A 16,870-nucleotide genomic window follows, 5' to 3' on the forward strand; every position below is an offset into this window, starting at 1 on the left:
TCGGGGCGAGCGGACCCGGATTGGCCCCTGAAGCCGACAGAGAAAACGGCGCACGCGACGAAAGGCGCGCGGTACCGCGATTCTACCGAGGTTCGTTCCCGGCTCTCGACTTCGTTACGCCGACACTTGTCACCGGCGATTCCGCTGCGAACGGAGGCTCAGCAACTGCCCTTGCTGCGGAGGGTGGCCTCGTTGAGCACGAAGTCCGCTGCGTCGAGCTTCACGGTTGCGTGGCCGGGTGTCACGGTGATCTCGTTCACCCCGACGCCCTCGGGCAGGTACTGTGCGACGCAGACGGGGATGGGCCCGCGGTCGGTCAGCGCCTTGACGAGCGTCGAGAGGTCGATGGCGCCCGAGCCTGCCGTCACCTGGGCGTCGACCGGCTGAAGCAGCACGGTGTCTCCGGCAGCCACCGGCCGCACGCTCAGCTGGTACCCGATCGGCAGGCCCAAAATGTCCGCGGTTCCGTCGTATTCCACGACACCGGAGTCGAGGGTGAGATCGCCGGTTACGCCGGGGATCGAGATCAGCTTGTTCAGCGAATCCTGCGAAACCCCGAGGGTGCCGTCGATGGCCTCGACCGGCTTCGTGAAGTCGGCGGGCACGCCGGTCGCGACGATGGATGCGCTGATCGGCACGTCCTGCACCGTGAGTTCGGGCGCATCGAGCTCCACCCGGTCGAACGATCCGCTGAGGTACTGCTGGATCACCGAGACGCCGCCGATGTGCACGGACACGTCGCCGGAGACGTTGTCGGGAAGACCCTTCTCGATCTCCGAGGCGACGCGGTCCTGCGCGTAGGCGCGCACGATCCCGTCCGCGATGAAGAACAGGGCGATCAGGGCGACGACCGGGATCACGATCCAGAGGAGGATGCGCAGCCAGCGCCGCTTCGGGCGAGGCCGGGCGACCGCATCCGGATGCGCGGGCCCGGCGTGCGCCGGATCGGGCTGCTGGGGTTCGGTCGGCAACGGTTCAGTCGGCTGGGCGTCGCTCATCCGTCACCTCACATGCGATCGGGGGCGGAGACCCCGAGCAGTCCGAGTCCGTTGCGGATGACCTGGCCGGTGGCGTCGTTCAGCCAGAGACGGGTGCGGTGCAGATCGGTGATCGGCTCCTCCCCCAGCGGGATCACCCGGGTCGCCGCGTACCAGGTGTGGTACAGCCCGGCGATCTCCTCGAGGTACCGTGCGACACGGTGGGGCTCGCGCAGCTCGGCCGCCTGCGCGACCACCCGCGGGAACTCCTGGAGGCCGCCGAGCAGGGCGGACTCGCTCTCGTGGGTGAGGAGTTCGGGCGCGAACGCGCTGCGGTCGACACCCGCCGCCGCGGCGTTCGTCGCCACAGAGCGGGTGCGGGCGTGCGCATACTGCACGTAGTAGACGGGGTTCTCGTTGCTGCGCTTGCTCAGCAGGTCGAGGTCGATGTCGAGCTGCGAGTCGCTGGACGAGCGCACGAGGGCGTAGCGTCCCGCATCCACGCCGACCGCGTCGACCAGGTCGTCGAGGGTGACGATGGTGCCGGCGCGCTTCGACATCTTGACCGGCTGCCCGTCGCGCACCAGGTTGACCATCTGGCCGATGAGGATCTGCAGGTTGTCGTGCGGCACATCCCCGAAGGCCTCGACCATCGCCATCATGCGGCCGACGTAGCCGTGGTGGTCGGCGCCGAGCATGATCAGGTTCTGCTCGAACCCGCGCTCGCGCTTGTCGAGGTAGTAGCCGAGGTCGCCCGAGATGTAGGCCGGCTCGCCGTTGCTGCGGATGATCACGCGGTCGCGATCGTCGCCGAACGTGGTGGTACGCAGCCAGATCGCGCCGTCGGATTCGAAGATGTGGCCCTGCTCGCGCAGCCGCTCGATCGCGCGTTCGACGGCGCCGGACTCGTGGAGGGAGTCCTCGTGGAAGTACACGTCGAAGTCCACGCCGAAGCCGTGCAGCTTGGACTTGATCTCGGCGAACATCAGCTGGGTTCCGGCCGAGCGGAACACCTCCTGCTGCTCATCGCGCGGCAGCTCGGCGAGGTCGCCGTCGTATCCGGCCACGACCTGTTCGGCGATGTCTCCGATGTACGCTCCGCCGTAGCCGTCGTCGGGCGTGGGCTCGCCCAGGTACGCGGCGAGCAGGCTGCGGGCGAACCGGTCGATCTGGGATCCGTGGTCGTTGAAGTAGTACTCGCGGGTCACCTCGGCGCCCTCGGCCTGAAGGATGCGCGCCAGGCTGTCGCCGACCGCGGCCCAGCGCACCCCGCCCATGTGGATGGGACCCGTCGGGTTCGCCGAGACGAATTCGAGGTTCACCCGGAGGCCGTCGTACAGGTGGCCGTCGCCGTAGGTGTCGCCGGCATCGACGATGGTCTTGGCCAGCTGACCGGCCGCGGCCGCATCGAGCCGGAAGTTGATGAAGCCCGGCCCCGCAACCTCGGTCGAGGCGACGCCTTCGATCGAGGCCGCCTCCTCGGCGATCTCGGTCGCGAGCTCGCGGGGGTTGGCGCCGATGCGCTTCGCCAGCCGCATCGCCACGTTCGACGCCCAGTCGCCATGCTCGCGGTTCTTCGGACGCTCCAGCGGCACGTCGTCGATCGTCACGGTGACCTCGCCGATGGTCTCATCGGCCGCGCGTCGCCGGTCGACGATCGAGGTCACGATGTCGAGCAGGGCGGCGGAGAGGTCAGCAGGAGTCACGATCACCGATTCTACCGGGGCTGCGCCAGGCATCGATTGCGCAACGAATCCCTCCTGCGCGACCGGGTCGTCCACTCCCCTTTGATAATGTCATCGCGACGCGCACCGGAGCGCTCTCGCAGCTTCGCGTATCCGCCCACAGCACCAAGAGGAACAAACCGCCATGGTCGAACCGTCCCGCATCCGTCCCGCAGCGGCCCTTCGTGCCGGTGTGGCCATCGTCGCCGTGCTCGCCGGCACCCTGGCTCTCAGCGGTTGCGTCGGCGGCAACGCAGCGACCACCCCTACCCCCTCGGCTACGAAGACGGCGGATGCCGCGGCCACACCGACGCCTACGCCTACGCCGACAGACCCGCCCACCCCGGTCACGCTGACCTGCGACCAGATCGTCACGCCCGACCAGCTGTACGCGTTCAACCCGAACTTCGGCGCGGCACCCGGCTACGCCCCGAAGGACGGCACCCTGCAGAAGCAGATCGCCGACTGGAAGGGAGCCGTCTGCGGCTGGTCCAACCAGACCAGCAACGACCTGATCGAGATCGCCGTCGGCCTGCCGCCGGCGAGCGCCCTCGAAGGACTGAAGAACGCGGCCGTCACGACGAGCCAGCCTGTGCCCACCTACGGCGTTCCGCCGGAGGTCGAGGGCTACTTCAAGCCGGGGGCGGCCGGTGAGGTGCAGATCTTCACCGGAGACTACTGGATCGTCGCCACCTCGACGGCGTTCTTCGAGCCCGGTGACGCCGCGCCTCTCATGGAGAACGTGCTGTCGAACCTGCCGAAGGGCTGACGCGGGCGCACGGCACGACAACACCCGTCGAGGATGCTAGCCTTGACGGGCACTCCTGGCCCCCATAGCTCAGGGGATAGAGCGTCTGCCTCCGGAGCAGAAGGCCGCAGGTTCAAATCCTGCTGGGGGCACCGTTTCCCTCGTTCTGTCGCGCTAGAAGTCTTCGTGCCCTTCCGCCTCGATGTCGAGGACTTTCTGGTCCTCCGCCCAGGCTTCGAGAACCAGTACGAGCTGGCGACGCAGCCAATCCGCCTGCAGCGGTCCTTCGGCTTCGAGTCGGCTGAGCTGTCGGGCTCGTTCGCCCGACGTTCCGGTGAGGTCGTCCATGTGCGCTCCCTTCCGTGACCGAGTCTGCCGCTTCTCGTCTCGTTCCGCACCCCTCCGCACGTCACCCGGCGGCGCGGATCCGGGTGTCGGCTGCCCGTGAGAGGGTGTACCCATGCCTGATGCCCTGCCGTCCACCGGGTGGAAGGCGAGCGTCTCCGCTCTGTCGCAGTCGGCGCCCTCGGCGGCGGCCGGCACGACGCGGATGGGACTGCAGTTCGAGCTCCGGGAGCGGACTCGCGCATCCACCGGCCGATGGGATGCGCCCCGATCGCGCACCGCGACCGCCCGCACCACCGGCGACAGGGGCGGGACGTTGCGTCTCGGCGTTCGGCCGGTGACCCTCAGCCGGACCGACAACTGGGTGCGCGGCAGCCTGACCTGGACGACCCTCCCCCACCTGCTCAACCGGCTCGGGGTCGCGCGCGAGCAGCATCATTGGTTCGGGCAGTTCGCCGCGCTCCACCGGTCGGGACGGGACGTGTACGTGCCGGGCGAGGCCGACTGGCTCTACCTCGACGAGTTCGCCTCGCCGCTCCTGTGGCCGCTCCTCGCCGAGGCCGAACGGCTCGGGATCGCGTTCGTGACCGGCAAGCGGGAGACGCAGGTCGCCCTCACCGAGAGTGCACGGGTCACGGTGGATGCGAGCTCCGACGCGGATGCGCACCTGCTACTGCGCACCGTCGTGGTGCTGGGCGACCAGGTGCATCCGGCAACCCGGGTCGGCACGATCGCGGAGCACGGGGTGTACGTGTGGGAGTTCATCCCCGAGCCGCGTTTCACGCTCGCCCGCACCGCGGCGCCGCTCACCGCGGAACAGCGGCGGCTGCTCTCCGGGCCCGCGGTGATCGAGGTTCCGGCGCACGAGACGGTCGAGTTCCTGCGCGACTACTATCCGCGGCTGCAGAGCGTCGTGGAGGTGGTGAGTACGGATGCGTCCGTCGCCTTCCCCGAGATCCTCCCGCCGCTGCTCGTGCTCACGGCCACCTTCGGCGCAGACGACCGGCTCGAGCTCGGGTGGGACTGGGAGCATTCGGGTTCGCGGGTGACCCTGGCGGCGCATCCGGTGCCGGCAGAGCTCGCGGAGGCGCTGGATGCGCTGGGTGCCGAGCCGCGCGCCATCGTGCTGTCGGGGGTGGCGGCCGCCGAGTTCGCCGCGGAGGTGCTGCCCGTGCTCGAGCAGCGCACCGATCTGCGGGTCGACGTGGTCGGCGAGCGTCCGGACTACCGGGAGCTCACCGAGACACCGAAGCTCGTGGTGACCACGGTCGAGACCGACAAACGCGACTGGTTCGACCTCGGCGTCATGGTGACGGTCGCGGGGCGCACGATCCCGTTCACCCCCCTGTTCTCGGCTCTGTCCAAGGGACGGGCCAAGCTCCTGCTCGTCGACAAGTCGTACCTGTCGCTCACGCAGCCGGTGTTCGACGAGCTCAAGCGGCTGATCGACGAAGCGCAGGAGCTCGACGAGTGGGAGCCCGGCGGCCTGCGCATCAGCCGGTACCAGACGGCGCTGTGGTCGGAATTCGTCGAACTCGCCGATGAGGCGCACCAGGCCGAGGCCTGGAGACGAACCGCCGACGGCCTGCGCGGGATCCGCGACGGCGACTCGCTCGAGGCACTCGCTGTTCCGGCCGCGGTGCGGGCGAGCCTGAGGCCGTATCAGGTCGACGGCTTCCGCTGGCTCGCCTTCCTCTGGGAGCACGGTCTCGGCGGCATCCTCGCCGACGACATGGGGCTCGGAAAGACGCTGCAGACCCTCGCGCTGCTGGCGCACGCGCGCGACGTCACTCCCGAGGCCGAGCGTCGTCCGTTCCTCGTGGTCGCGCCGACGTCGGTCGTGTCGAACTGGCAGACCGAGGCCGCCCGGTTCACGCCGGGGCTGGTCGTGCGCACCATCACGGCGACCGCGGCGAAGAGCCGCACCGCGCTCACGGCGCAGGCGGCCGGTGCGGATGTCGTGGTGACCTCCTACGCCTTGTTCAGGCTCGACTTCGCCGCGTATCAGGCGGAAGAGTGGGCCGGGCTGATCCTCGACGAGGCCCAGCTGATCAAGAACCGCAGCTCCAAGGCCCATGAGGCGGCGGTGAAGCTGAACGCACCGTTCAAACTCGCCATCACGGGCACACCGATGGAGAACAACCTGCTGGATGTGTGGTCGTTGTTCCGGGTCGTCTCCCCCGGGCTGCTCCCACCCCGTCTCGGATTCACGGAGCGCTATCTCAAGCCGCTGGCGGCGGGCGAGCGGCCGGACGTGCTCGCGCGGCTGCGGGGACGCATCCGGCCCCTCATGCTGCGGCGCACCAAAGAGGCCGTCGCCGCGGAGCTGCCCGCGAAGCAGGAGCAGGTGCTCCGCGTCGACCTGTCGCCACGGCATCGCCGGTTGTACGACCTCTACCTCCAGCGGGAACGGCAGAAGCTCCTCGGGCTCGTCGAAGACCTCGACCGCAACCGGTTCATCGTGTTCCGTTCGCTGACCCTGCTGCGGATGCTCGCCCTCGACGCCTCGCTCGTCGACGAGCAGTACGCCGGGGTGGCGTCGGCGAAGCTGGATGTGCTGCTCGAGGAGCTCGACGATGTGATCGCGGGTGGGCACCGGGCGCTGATCTTCAGTCAGTTCACCTCCCTGCTCGATCGGCTCGCGGCACGACTCGACGAGCGCGGCATCGCGTACTCCTCGCTCGACGGATCGACACGGCGGCGGGCCGAAGTGATCGACGGATTCCGAACCGGCGACGCTCCGGTCTTCCTGATCAGCCTGAAGGCAGGCGGATTCGGCCTGAACCTGACCGAGGCCGACTACGTCTTCCTGCTCGACCCGTGGTGGAACCCGGCCGCCGAGACACAGGCGATCGACCGCACACACCGCATCGGGCAGACGAAGAACGTCATGGTGTACCGGATGATCGCCAACGACACCATCGAGGAGAAGGTGCTGGCGCTCAAAGATCAGAAGGCGCGGCTGTTCGACGCCCTGATGGACGATCCGGCTGCGGCGTTCGGATCGGCGCTGACGGCCGACGACATCCGCGGGCTGCTGGAAGGCTGACGCGCCGCAGTGTCCCCCTGCTCCCGCTGAACACCCCGCTCGAGCAGGGAGCGGACCTCCGTCGGGTCGAGCCCGAGAATCCTCGCCTCCCGAAGCAGCGGCTCGATGTGGCGGGCGGTGAACTCGGAGCGGCGCCGCGCCAGCAGGGACTCGCGCGCGCCCGCGGCCACGAGCATCCCGACGCCGCGTCGTTTCACCAGAAGGCCCGACTCGACGAGCACGGAGAAGCCGTGCCGCACGGTCGCCGGGTTGAGGCCGAGTTCGCCGGCGGCTGCGTTCGTCGAGGGGACGAGAGCCCCTTCGGGGTATCTGCCGGTCAGGATGTCTTCGGCGACCCGGGATGCGACCAGCAGGAAGAGCGGCGGCCGTTCGGCCTCGGCGTGCGTCATCGTCCGCCGGCGGCGGCCGACAGCACTGCGAAGATCTCCGGTCCGCGAGCGGCGAGTCGGCCGCGGGCGACTCTCCCGAGGGCCACGGCGAGCGCCACGCCCGTCACGACACCGACCGGCACGGCCGCCCAGCCGATCCACGCGAGCCCGGATGCGCCGCCCACAATCAGCAGAGCGAGCGCCGGGATCGCAGTGACAGCCGTGAGCAGCAGTGTGGCGTAAGCCTTCACGACCCACGCCGCCCCCGGCGATCCGTTGTCGTCGAGCGGCTGCACAGCGACGACCGACAGGAACGGCAACACGCCCACCGCCCCGCCCAAGACAGCGGGAAGCAGGCCGAGCACCCACGGCCAAGCCCAGGCCTGGCCCCCGACGAGAACCCCGGCGACGCTCAGCAGCACCGAATACGGACCGACGAGGAGCAGCCAGCCGAGCTGGCGACCGCCGACGTCCGCGCGCGCCGTGTTCGGTGCCGACAGGACGATCCCAAACGCCGCCCCGTCGAATCCGTAGAGATTGCCGGCGACGGCGGCGGCGATCAGCACGGTGCCGAGCCCGGCGAAGGGCAGCAGCAGAGCCGTGCCCTGGGTCAGGAGCGGCACGAGGCACACTCCGATGCCGACGATGAACGCGATCAGGAGGAAACCGGCCCGGGTCGGGTCGCGGATCCAGAGGCGCACCTCCCGGGAGGTCACCGAGCCGAGTGGGGTCGCGGGCAGCAGCCGGCGCCGGTGGCCGCCGCGGGCGCGCCCGCCGGTTCCGCCACCGGCGACGAGGCGCGCGTCGAGAACGTGCGGCCACCAGCTCGCCAGCAGCCAGCATCCCGCGCCGAGCCCGACGAGCACGAGCAACGCCAGCGGGAGGTCTCCGACAGCCGTGAGTGCAACGGCATCGGATGCCCAGCCGGTCGGCAGGATGCGCAGGATCACGCTCAGCAGCGGCACCTGCTCGGCGCCGAGCAGGGCGAGCAGGGACTGGATGAGGGTACCCGCCACGACGACGGCACTGATCAGCACGGCGGCGAGCATGGTTCCGAGGTCTTGTCGCCGACGCGACCCCGACGGCACGAGCGCCCCGACGACCGTGCTGAGGAAACTGAGGAGGATCAGCGTGCCTGCGACGCCGACCACCCCGACCATCCCCGCCTCCGGTCCGTGCCGGAAGCCGAACACCGCTACGCCCGCGAAGGCGATCGCCATGAAGAACAGCGCGGGGTCGGCGAACCCGACGACGAGCAGGGATCGCGCCAGCGTTCGCCGGGGAACGGGCACGATGCGGAAGAGGTCGAGGGTGATCGCCGGATCCCCGCCCGAGAAGGCGACGAAGCCCACCCGGCCGACGGCCCAGGTCAGCACCACCAGGGCGAGTTGGTCGGCACTGCCGGCGATCGAACCGGTGACGGTGAATCCGAGGAGCAGAGTCGATCCGGCGACGAGCAACCCGAAGACGCCCGCGGCGATCAGCGAACCCGCGGCGAACCGGGACTGACGCGCGTTGCCGATGGACGCAGCCCTCAGCCGGATCAGGATGCGAACCATGACAGTGCCTCCGGTGCAGTATCGGCGCCGACGAGTTCGGCGAAGGCGTCGTCGAGGGTTCTGCCCGCACGAACCTCCTCGATCGTGCCGGTCGAGACGATCCGCCCCTCGGACATCACGGCCACGCGGTCGCAGAGGGTCTCGACGAGCGGCATGACGTGGCTGGAGAAGAGGATCGTTCCGCCCGAGGCGATGAAGCCGTGCAGGATCGACCGGATGGTCGCGCCGGAGACCGGGTCGACGGATTCGAACGGCTCGTCGAGCACCAGCACCCGCGGACCGTGGAGAAGGGCGACGGCCAGTGCGATCTTCTTGCGCATCCCCGTCGAGTAGTCGGTGACGACCGTGCCGGCCGCATCGGTCAGGTCGAGCACGCGCAGGAGTTCGTCGGCGCGGCTGCTCACGACCCTCTCGTCGAGCCCACGCAGCAGGCCGACATAGGTGAGAAGCTCGGATCCGGTGAGCCGGCGCGGCAGGAACTCCGACTCCGGCAGCACTCCGAGAGCTGTCTTGGCGACGACGGGTTCACGCCAGACGTCCGACCCGAGCACCGTCGAGGTTCCGCCGTCCGGACGGATCAGGCCAACCGCGAGCGAGATGAGTGTGGTCTTTCCGGCGCCGTTCGGTCCGACGAGGCCGAAGAACGATCCTTCGGGAATGCTGAGGTCGACCGCGTCGACCGCGGTGTGCTCGCCGTACCGTTTCGTCAGGCCGTCGAAACGGAACGCGACGGTCTCCTGGTCATTCATGCGAGGCTCCTTCGAGTGTGATCTGGTCGTACTGGCCCGCAGCCCGGTCGAAGAGCTGGAGCAGCTCGCGTTCGAACTCGGACAGGTCGAACGCGGGGTCGGAGCGGAGGCTCTCGGACGTCGAATCGATCGTCGCCCGCAGTGACACCGCGAGGATGCGCGACGGGACATCGCCGAACTCGCCGGCTCGCCGCCCGCCGTCGAACAGAGCCTCCAACGCGTGCACCGCTTGCGCTTGCGACGCCGCGAACAGCTCCGGAACGCCCTCGGTCGCCCGCGCGTTGGCGAGCACCTCGGTCAGCGCACGGATCTCGGTGCGATGGCTGTCGAGGTAGGAGAGGTTGGCCGAGATGTAGGAGTGCAGTGCGCCGCGAAACGATGCTGCGCCGTGCATCCTCTGCTCCATCCACTCCCCCGCCTCGCTCAGGACGAAGCGCACGACCGCCTGAAGCAGCTCGGCCTTGCTGGCGAAGTGGTACGACAGGATGCCCTTGCTCACGCCGAGCCTGCCGGCGATCACGGCCATCGTGGTGCCGGTATAGCCTTCCGCGGCGAGGACCTCGATCGTGGCCTGAGTGATCTGCACGCGACGGGCCGTCCCGATGAACGAGGAGTCGGATTCCGAGCTGTTTGTACGCACGGCCCAAAATTAGTACACTCGGCCAAACCAGCACAAGGCCTGGGGGCGAGAGGGTTCCTTCTGGTTTGCACATCTTTTTCCAAAGCTTCTCGGAGACCGGTCCCGGACACTTCCCTCTGGCCTGTTCATGTCGGGCCGTGACGCAAGAGAAGGGCTGGGAGTGCGCGGTAGTAGTGCGAGTGGTGCCGGGATGCTCGGGGCGTGGCTGGCGTTCATCGGAGGATGCGTGGTGGCGGCCATCCTGGTCGTCGCCGGAGTCGCACCGTCGATCGCGATGACGTCACTGGGCGCGGACACCGGCGCTGCGGCGTTCAACAACCTGCCGAGCTATCTCAAGATCCAGCCGCTCGACCAGACCACGACGTTCTATGCGACCCAGGCCGGCCAGCAGGTGCCGATCGCGACCTTCTACGACCAGAACAGGGTCGACGTCACCGCCGCGCAGATTCCGTCGGTGCTCACCGACGCCCTGCTCGCCACCGAGGACCCGAACTTCTACCAAGAGGGCGGGATCAATGTCACCGGCACCGTGCGGGCATTGGTGTCGAACTCCGCCGGCGGCGATACGCAGGGCGGGTCGTCCATCACCCAGCAGTATGTGAAGAACGTGCTCGTGCAGCGGTGCGAGACGACGATGAGAGTCGATCCGACCGCGGCGAAGAAGGTCTACGAAGCGCAGCAGGCTGCCTACCAGAAGTGCTACGACGACGCGGCAGGGCCGACGGTGGCGCGCAAGGTGCAGGAGCTGCGGTACGCGATCGGACTGGACAAGAGCTACAGCAAACAGCAGATCCTGGTCGGCTACCTCAACATCGTCGGCTTCGGCGGACAGGTCTACGGCATCCAGGCCGCCGCCCACTACTACTTCGGTGTCGACTCCGACAAACTCACCCTCGACCAGTCGGCCACCCTGGTGGCGATCCTCAACAACCCGGCGAATCTGCGCATCGATCAGTCGGCCGCGGCCAATCCCGGAAGCAACGCCGACAACAAATACAAGGCCACAGTCGATCGCCGCAACTACGTGCTGCAGCGGATGCTGACCACGAAGAAGATCACGCGGGCCCAGTACACGGCCGCGATCGCGACTCCGATCGCCCCGACCATCACACCGGTGACCTCCGGATGCCAGAGCGCCAGCCAGTACGACGCCGGCTTCTTCTGCGACTACGTGCAGGACGTGATCCTCAGCGACCCGACGTTCGGAGCGACCGCCGACGATCGGTCGGCGTTCTTCCGCACGGGCGGCCTGAAGGTCTACACGACACTCGACCTCGACCTGCAGAACACCGCGCAGACCGCCCTGAGCAAGTACATCCCGGCCACCAGCTCGCGGCTCGACCTCGGTGCTGCGGACGTCTCGATGCAACCGGGCTCGGGACGAATCGTCGACATGGTGCAGAACCGGGCCTTCAACGACAGCGCGACACCGGTACCGGGGGCGACGGCGGTCAACTACTCGACCGACTACGCCTACGGCGGATCCGGCGGCTTCCAGACGGGCTCGTCGTTCAAGGCGTTCGATCTGATCGCGTGGCTTCAGGCCGGGCACACCCTCAACGAGACCGTGAACGCGAGCCAGCACTTCTACAACTACGCCGACTTCCCCGCCAGCTGCACGAGTCTCGGCGGCAAGCCCTGGAACGTGACCAACGACGAGAGCAACGAGTCGGGCACGATGAGCGTGTTGAAGGCAACGGCGGACTCGGTCAACACCGCATTCGCCAACATGGCGACCCAGCTCGACCTGTGCAATATCTCCGACGCCGCGAAGAGCCTCGGCCTGCACACCGCCTCACCGTCGGAGGCCTGGCAATTGCTGCCCTCGATGATCCTCGGTGTCAACACGATCTCGCCGCTGACGATGGCGACGGCGTACGCCGGCATCGCGAACGGCGGGAAGGTGTGCACGCCGGTGGCGATCGACCGGGTCGTGACGGCGGACGGCAAGGATCACACTGTGCCCGCCTCCACCTGCACCCAGGCGATCACACCGCAGATCGCGGCCGGAGTGAACTACGCGCTGCAGCGGGTCTTGACGAACGGGACCGCGACGAGCGCCAACCCGAACGACGGCACCCAGATCATGGGCAAGACCGGTACGACCGACGGCTCCGAGCAGAACTGGCTCGTGACGTCGTCGACCACGATCACCAATGCGCTGTGGGTCGGCAACGTATCCGGTCACGTCTCCCTGCGCGCGCAGTCGTTCCTCGGAGTCGGGGGCGGGAACGTGAAATTCTCGATCGCCAAGCCGATTCTGAAGGCGTTGGATACGGCCTTCCCCGGCGCGACGTTCGCAGCGCCACCCGCATCGATGCTCGGCGGCGGCTCGTCGTCCGGCTCGTCCGGTCCGGACGGGTCGACCTCGACTCCGTCGCCCGGAGCCGGAAACGACCACGGCGACCGGCCCACGCCGGCCCCGCAACCGACGGACCCCGCCCTGCCGCCCATCGCGACACCCGGACCGGGGCCGGGCGGGGACCACTAGGGCCGCTGCCGTTACCGGCCGAGGTATCGTCCGGCGGCCTCTGAGGCCACGAATGCACGGTGCATCGCGGTCTGGGCGAGCGCGGAATCGAGGCGGAAGCCGTCGAGGTTCTCCCAGCCGTCGGTCCAGGTGAGACGGGATGCGATGCTCGGGACGCTCATGCCGGGGTCCGCGGCGAGAGCGGCGGCGACCTCACGCGAGCGCTTCAGGTGATGCTCGCGAAGGGCGGAACAGCGCGCTGCGAGACCCCGGAACACGTACTCGTGCCCTGGTCCGACCTCATAGTCGTCGAACGCGGCGATCCGCTCCAATGAGGCGAGGTAGTCGGCGATCGGATTCGTCTCGGTCGGGCCACCGAGACCGAGCCCGGGGTTGACGGTCGGGAGCACGTGGTCGCCTGTGAAGAGGAGCCGCGCATCGTGCACGGCCAGACAGATGCTGCCCGGCGTATGGCCGGGGGTGTGGACGACCTGCACCGCCCGTCCGGGGATGTCGAGGATGTCGCCGTCGGCGACGAGGACGTCGGGCACGATCGGCGCATCCCGCTCCCGCTCGTGGAGCACCACGGCGGCTCCGGATGCGGCACGGACGCGCTCGGCCAGGCCCAGGTGATCGGCGTGCAGATGCGTGACGATGACCTGCGCGACCGACTCGGTCCCGCGCCCCATCGCGCGGAGAGCGGACGCGAGCGTCGCCCAGTTCTCGTCGGTGGACGAACCGGGGTCGACGATGTGAACGCCGCCTCGGTCGTCGTCGATCAGGTACGAGAGCGAGTACGGGAGACCGTCGCCCCGCATCGGCATCGGAACGACGCGGATGCCGGGCGACAGCTCTCGGGACTCGGCCAACTAGCCGGCTACCTGCTCACGCCGGGGCAGCTTCCAGCTCGGACGCACGTAGTGGCAGGTGTAGCCCCACGGGATGCGCTCCAGGTAGTCCTGGTGCTCGGGCTCGGCCTCCCAGAACGGGCCGGCCGCCGTGACCTCGGTGACGACCTTGCCCGGCCAGAGACCGGACGCGTCGACGTCGGCGATGGTGTCTTCCGCGACGCGCTTCTGCTCGTCGTTCTCGTAGAAGATCGCCGAACGGTAGCTGGTGCCCACGTCGTTGCCCTGACGGTTCTTCGTGGACGGGTCGTGGATCTGGAAGAAGAACTCCAGCAGATCGCGGTAGCTGATCTTCTCGGGGTCGAAGGTGATCTCGACCGCCTCGGCATGGGTTCCATGGTTGCGGTAGGTGGCGTTCTGAACGTCACCGCCGGAATAGCCGACGCGTGTGTCGAGCACGCCGGGCATCTTGCGGATCAGGTCCTCAACGCCCCAGAAACATCCTCCGGCGAGGATCGCCTTCTCTGTGGTGGTGGTCATCGGGTAGCCTCCTCGGCCTCGAACAGTGTGCGGTAGTCGCCGTATCCCTCGGTCTCGAGGTCGGCGAGCGGGATGAAACGGAGAGCGGCGGAGTTGATGCAGTATCGCATCCCACCGGCCTCGGCAGGGCCGTCGTCGAACAGGTGGCCGAGATGGCTGTCACCGTGCGCCGACCGCACCTCGATGCGGGTCATTCCCCAGCTCCGGTCCTTCTTCTCGACGATGTTCGCCGGGTCGATCGGAACCGTGAAGCTCGGCCAGCCCGAACGGCTGTCGTACTTGTCGGTGGATGCGAAGAGCGGCTCGCCGGACACGATGTCCACGTAGATGCCCGCATCCTTGCTGTTCCAGAACTCGTTGCGGAACGCCGGCTCGGTGGCCGCCTCCTGGGTGACCTCGTACTGCCTCGGCGTCAGCTTGGAGACAGCCTGCGGGTCCTTGCGATAGTCCTGAGTCACTTGTCCTCCTCGGATCGGCGCCGCTGGCTGCGACGCACTCTGGTATGTACAACAAGGGGTCGCCGGATTAAGTTCCGCGTTCCGGGCCCGATGTCACCTCGCCCTCGTCGTCGTGCTGCACTGGGATGGAATCGGTGAACTGAGCGGCTCGCTGATCGCCTTCGGGAGTGCCGCTGAAGAGTCGCGAGTCGCCTTGGTCGCGCGCCCGCGGCGGCGGTGTCCCCTGCTCCGGCGGCTCGACCACCTCGACACGGGTACGCGGGAGCGACGGAGAGCTGTAGCGCTGCATCCAGTCGATCAGGCGCTCCCGCACGAGGCAGCGCAGGTCGAACAGGGTCGGCGCGTCCTTGGCCGTGACGAGCACGCGCACGCGCACGAACCCGCCGACGGCATCCGTCACCTGCAGCACGCTGGTGCGGCCGTCCCACAGATCGGTCGTTGCGAGGATCCGGTTCAGCTCCGAGCGCATCCCGCCGGTCGAGACGCGCCAGTCGAGGTCGAACTCGACGGAGCCGAGCAGTTCGCTGTGCTGCCGCGTCCAGTTCTGGAACGGCTTGGTGGTGAAGTACGTGGACGGCAGCACCAGCCGCCGGTCGTCCCAGATGTGCACGACCACGTAGGTGAGCGTGATCTCCTCGATGGTCCCCCACTCCTGCTCGACGACGACCGCATCGTCGAGCCGGATCGCGTCGCTGAAGGCGATCTGGATGCCCGCGAACAGATTGGCCAGCGAGGACTGGGCGGCGACACCGGCGATGATGCCGATGACGCCGGCGGAGGCCAGCAGACTCGCCCCCGCCGCTTGCAGCGCGGGAAAGGTCAGGAGCACCGCCCCCAGCCCGATCACGACCGCCGCGACGATCGTCAACCGACGGATGATCAGGACCTGGGTGCGCATCTTGCGGGCGTACCGGTTGTCGGGAACGTCGAGCCGGTACCTGGCGAGCCCCAGGTCTTCGACGTACACGGCCAGTCCGGCCGCGAACCACACCCCCGTGGCGATCGCCGCGATCAGGAAGGCGTGGTGGATCGCCTGACGCCAGCCCTCGTCCACCTCGGGCGGCATCGCCACGGCCACGGCGATCCAGAGCACGACGACCAGCAGGAAGATGCGGAACGGGATGCGCACGCGCTTGATCAGCAGCTTGGCCCAGTTCTGCCGCCGGGCGGCTGCGCGGAAGGGGATGCTCACGATCGCGGTGATGACGACGGCGGCGATGACAGCGACGATGCAGGCGACTGCCAATCCCGGCCAGGAACGCAACACGAACACGGTGGGGAGGCTCCTTCGGGTCGAGGGGTGTGCCGCGAAGTGTACGCGTGTGCGCGTCGCCACGTCCGGTCGCTACGCTGAGATCCCGGAGGCACGAGAGAAGGAGCCAGGATGGCAGCGACACGGACACTCTTCATCGGCGGCACGGGAGTCATCAGCTCCGCGTGCGTGGAGCGGGCCCTCGAAAAGGGCCACGAGGTCACGGTGATCAACCGCGGGACCTCCACCACGCGCCCGCTGCCCTCGGGCGTCGAGGTGCTGCACGCCGACATCCGCGAGCCGCAGTCCGTGCACGCCGCGCTCGGGGAGCGCAGCTTCGACGTCGCCGCCGAGTTCCTCGCGTTCACGCCCGAGCACATCCGCAACGACCTCGACCTCTTCGAAGGCAGAGTGGGTCAGTACGTCTTCATCAGCTCCGCGTCGGCGTACCAGACGCCGCCGGAGCGGCTGCCGGTCACCGAGTCCACCCCGCTGCGCAATCCGTTCTGGCAGTACTCGCGCGACAAGATCGCCTGCGAAGACCTGCTCGTCGAGGCGTACCGCGAGCGGGGCTTCCCGATCACCATCGTGCGCCCGTCGCACACCTACGACCGCACTCTCATCCCGACGAGCGGCCACTGGACCGACCTCGACCGGATGCGGCGCGGCGCCCCCGTCATCGTTCACGGCGACGGCACGAGCCAGTGGACGATCACCCACAACACCGACTTCGCGGTCGCGTTCGTCGGCCTGCTCGGCCTCCCGGCGGCCATCGGCGACGCGTTCCACATCACCTCCGACGAAGCCCCGACGTGGAACCAGATCTACAGCTACCTGGCCGAGGGCCTCGGGGTCGAGGCCGACCTCGTGCACGTGGCCAGTGAATCCATCGCCGCGGTCGTGCCGTCGCTCGGCCCTGGCCTCGTCGGCGACAAGGCCAACTCGATGGTGTTCGACAACAGCAAGGTGAAGGCGCTCGTCCCGGAGTTCCAGGCACGGGTGCCCTTCGCGCACGGCGCCGGCGAGATCGTCGAATGGTATCTCGCGGATGCGTCACGTCAGCATGTGGACCGCGATCTGGATGCCGCGTTCGACCACCTCGCCGACCACGCGCGCGCGTTCGGGTGAGAGCGTTCGGGTGAG

At 68.5% G+C, this 16,870-nt stretch carries 15 protein-coding genes and 1 tRNA gene; 5 read left to right on the forward strand and 11 right to left on the reverse strand.

Going from position 1 to position 16,870, the window contains the following annotated elements; genetic code table 11:
- Window positions 1-158: 158 nt before the first annotated feature.
- Together ACFVV0_RS07645 and argS are read right to left on the reverse strand one after the other, a co-directional pair.
- Window positions 159-998: a DUF2993 domain-containing protein gene (locus tag ACFVV0_RS07645; RefSeq protein ID WP_387060594.1), complete on the reverse strand. Its 840-nt coding sequence runs from the start codon at window positions 996-998 to the stop codon at window positions 159-161.
- An 8-nt stretch (window positions 999-1,006) separates the two neighbouring features.
- Window positions 1,007-2,683, reverse strand: a complete 1,677-nt coding sequence (gene argS / locus ACFVV0_RS07650) for an arginine--tRNA ligase (protein WP_387060597.1) — start codon at window positions 2,681-2,683, stop codon at window positions 1,007-1,009.
- 163 nt (window positions 2,684-2,846) lie between these two features.
- Between argS and ACFVV0_RS07655 the strand changes: the two genes are divergently transcribed.
- Both ACFVV0_RS07655 and ACFVV0_RS07660 read left to right on the forward strand, forming a co-directional pair.
- The gene (locus ACFVV0_RS07655; protein ID WP_387060600.1) at window positions 2,847-3,470 is read left to right on the forward strand and encodes an iron ABC transporter ATP-binding protein; all 624 of its coding nucleotides are present in this window, start codon (window positions 2,847-2,849) and stop codon (window positions 3,468-3,470) included.
- A 58-nt stretch (window positions 3,471-3,528) separates the two neighbouring features.
- Window positions 3,529-3,601 (forward strand) — tRNA-Arg (locus ACFVV0_RS07660).
- A 22-nt stretch (window positions 3,602-3,623) separates the two neighbouring features.
- Here ACFVV0_RS07660 and ACFVV0_RS07665 read toward each other — a convergent pair.
- Complete coding sequence (locus ACFVV0_RS07665) at window positions 3,624-3,797, reverse strand: hypothetical protein (RefSeq protein WP_387060603.1); 174 nt, start codon at window positions 3,795-3,797, stop codon at window positions 3,624-3,626.
- 112 nt (window positions 3,798-3,909) lie between these two features.
- Between ACFVV0_RS07665 and ACFVV0_RS07670 the strand changes: the two genes are divergently transcribed.
- Window positions 3,910-6,843, forward strand: coding sequence for a DEAD/DEAH box helicase (locus ACFVV0_RS07670; protein WP_387060606.1), 2,934 nt, complete (start codon window positions 3,910-3,912; stop codon window positions 6,841-6,843).
- Here the strand turns inward: ACFVV0_RS07670 and ACFVV0_RS07675 are convergent.
- Genes ACFVV0_RS07675 through ACFVV0_RS07690 form a run of 4 tightly spaced genes read right to left on the reverse strand, consistent with a single transcriptional unit; the run spans window position 6,744 to window position 10,159 of the window.
- Window positions 6,744-7,232, reverse strand: coding sequence for a GntR family transcriptional regulator (locus tag ACFVV0_RS07675; RefSeq protein WP_387060609.1), 489 nt, complete (start codon window positions 7,230-7,232; stop codon window positions 6,744-6,746). The two genes, ACFVV0_RS07670 and ACFVV0_RS07675, sit on opposite strands and share 100 nt — an antisense overlap.
- Window positions 7,229-8,770, reverse strand: a complete 1,542-nt coding sequence (locus ACFVV0_RS07680) for a hypothetical protein (RefSeq protein ID WP_387060612.1) — start codon at window positions 8,768-8,770, stop codon at window positions 7,229-7,231. Before ACFVV0_RS07680 ends, ACFVV0_RS07675 begins: the two co-directional genes overlap by 4 nt.
- Window positions 8,755-9,519, reverse strand: a complete 765-nt coding sequence (locus ACFVV0_RS07685) for an ABC transporter ATP-binding protein (protein WP_387060615.1) — start codon at window positions 9,517-9,519, stop codon at window positions 8,755-8,757. Before ACFVV0_RS07685 ends, ACFVV0_RS07680 begins: the two co-directional genes overlap by 16 nt.
- The gene (locus ACFVV0_RS07690) at window positions 9,512-10,159 is read right to left on the reverse strand and encodes a TetR/AcrR family transcriptional regulator (RefSeq protein ID WP_387060618.1); all 648 of its coding nucleotides are present in this window, start codon (window positions 10,157-10,159) and stop codon (window positions 9,512-9,514) included. Before ACFVV0_RS07690 ends, ACFVV0_RS07685 begins: the two co-directional genes overlap by 8 nt.
- A gap of 160 nt (window positions 10,160-10,319) precedes the next feature.
- Here ACFVV0_RS07690 and ACFVV0_RS07695 point away from each other — a divergent pair, with 160 nt between their 5' ends.
- The gene (locus ACFVV0_RS07695) at window positions 10,320-12,650 is read left to right on the forward strand and encodes a transglycosylase domain-containing protein (RefSeq protein ID WP_387060621.1); all 2,331 of its coding nucleotides are present in this window, start codon (window positions 10,320-10,322) and stop codon (window positions 12,648-12,650) included.
- A gap of 11 nt (window positions 12,651-12,661) precedes the next feature.
- Here ACFVV0_RS07695 and ACFVV0_RS07700 read toward each other — a convergent pair whose 3' ends face one another.
- The 4 genes from ACFVV0_RS07700 to ACFVV0_RS07715 all read right to left on the reverse strand — a co-directional run bounded on the left by ACFVV0_RS07700 (window position 12,662) and on the right by ACFVV0_RS07715 (window position 15,748).
- The gene (locus ACFVV0_RS07700; RefSeq protein WP_387060624.1) at window positions 12,662-13,498 is read right to left on the reverse strand and encodes an MBL fold metallo-hydrolase; all 837 of its coding nucleotides are present in this window, start codon (window positions 13,496-13,498) and stop codon (window positions 12,662-12,664) included.
- On the reverse strand, window positions 13,499-14,017 hold the full coding sequence (gene msrA, locus ACFVV0_RS07705; protein ID WP_387060626.1) for a peptide-methionine (S)-S-oxide reductase MsrA: 519 nt from the start codon (window positions 14,015-14,017) through the stop codon (window positions 13,499-13,501).
- Window positions 14,014-14,475, reverse strand: a complete 462-nt coding sequence (gene msrB / locus ACFVV0_RS07710) for a peptide-methionine (R)-S-oxide reductase MsrB (protein WP_387060629.1) — start codon at window positions 14,473-14,475, stop codon at window positions 14,014-14,016. Before msrB ends, msrA begins: the two co-directional genes overlap by 4 nt.
- A gap of 67 nt (window positions 14,476-14,542) precedes the next feature.
- Window positions 14,543-15,748, reverse strand: coding sequence for a mechanosensitive ion channel family protein (locus tag ACFVV0_RS07715; RefSeq protein WP_387060632.1), 1,206 nt, complete (start codon window positions 15,746-15,748; stop codon window positions 14,543-14,545).
- A 111-nt stretch (window positions 15,749-15,859) separates the two neighbouring features.
- Between ACFVV0_RS07715 and ACFVV0_RS07720 the strand changes: the two genes are divergently transcribed.
- Window positions 15,860-16,855, forward strand: coding sequence for an SDR family oxidoreductase (locus ACFVV0_RS07720; protein WP_387060635.1), 996 nt, complete (start codon window positions 15,860-15,862; stop codon window positions 16,853-16,855).
- Window positions 16,856-16,870: the final 15 nt, after the last annotated feature.

Origin of the sequence: Leifsonia sp. NPDC058230 (assembly GCF_042882245.1) — a bacterium.
GTDB lineage: Bacteria > Actinomycetota > Actinomycetes > Actinomycetales > Microbacteriaceae > Leifsonia.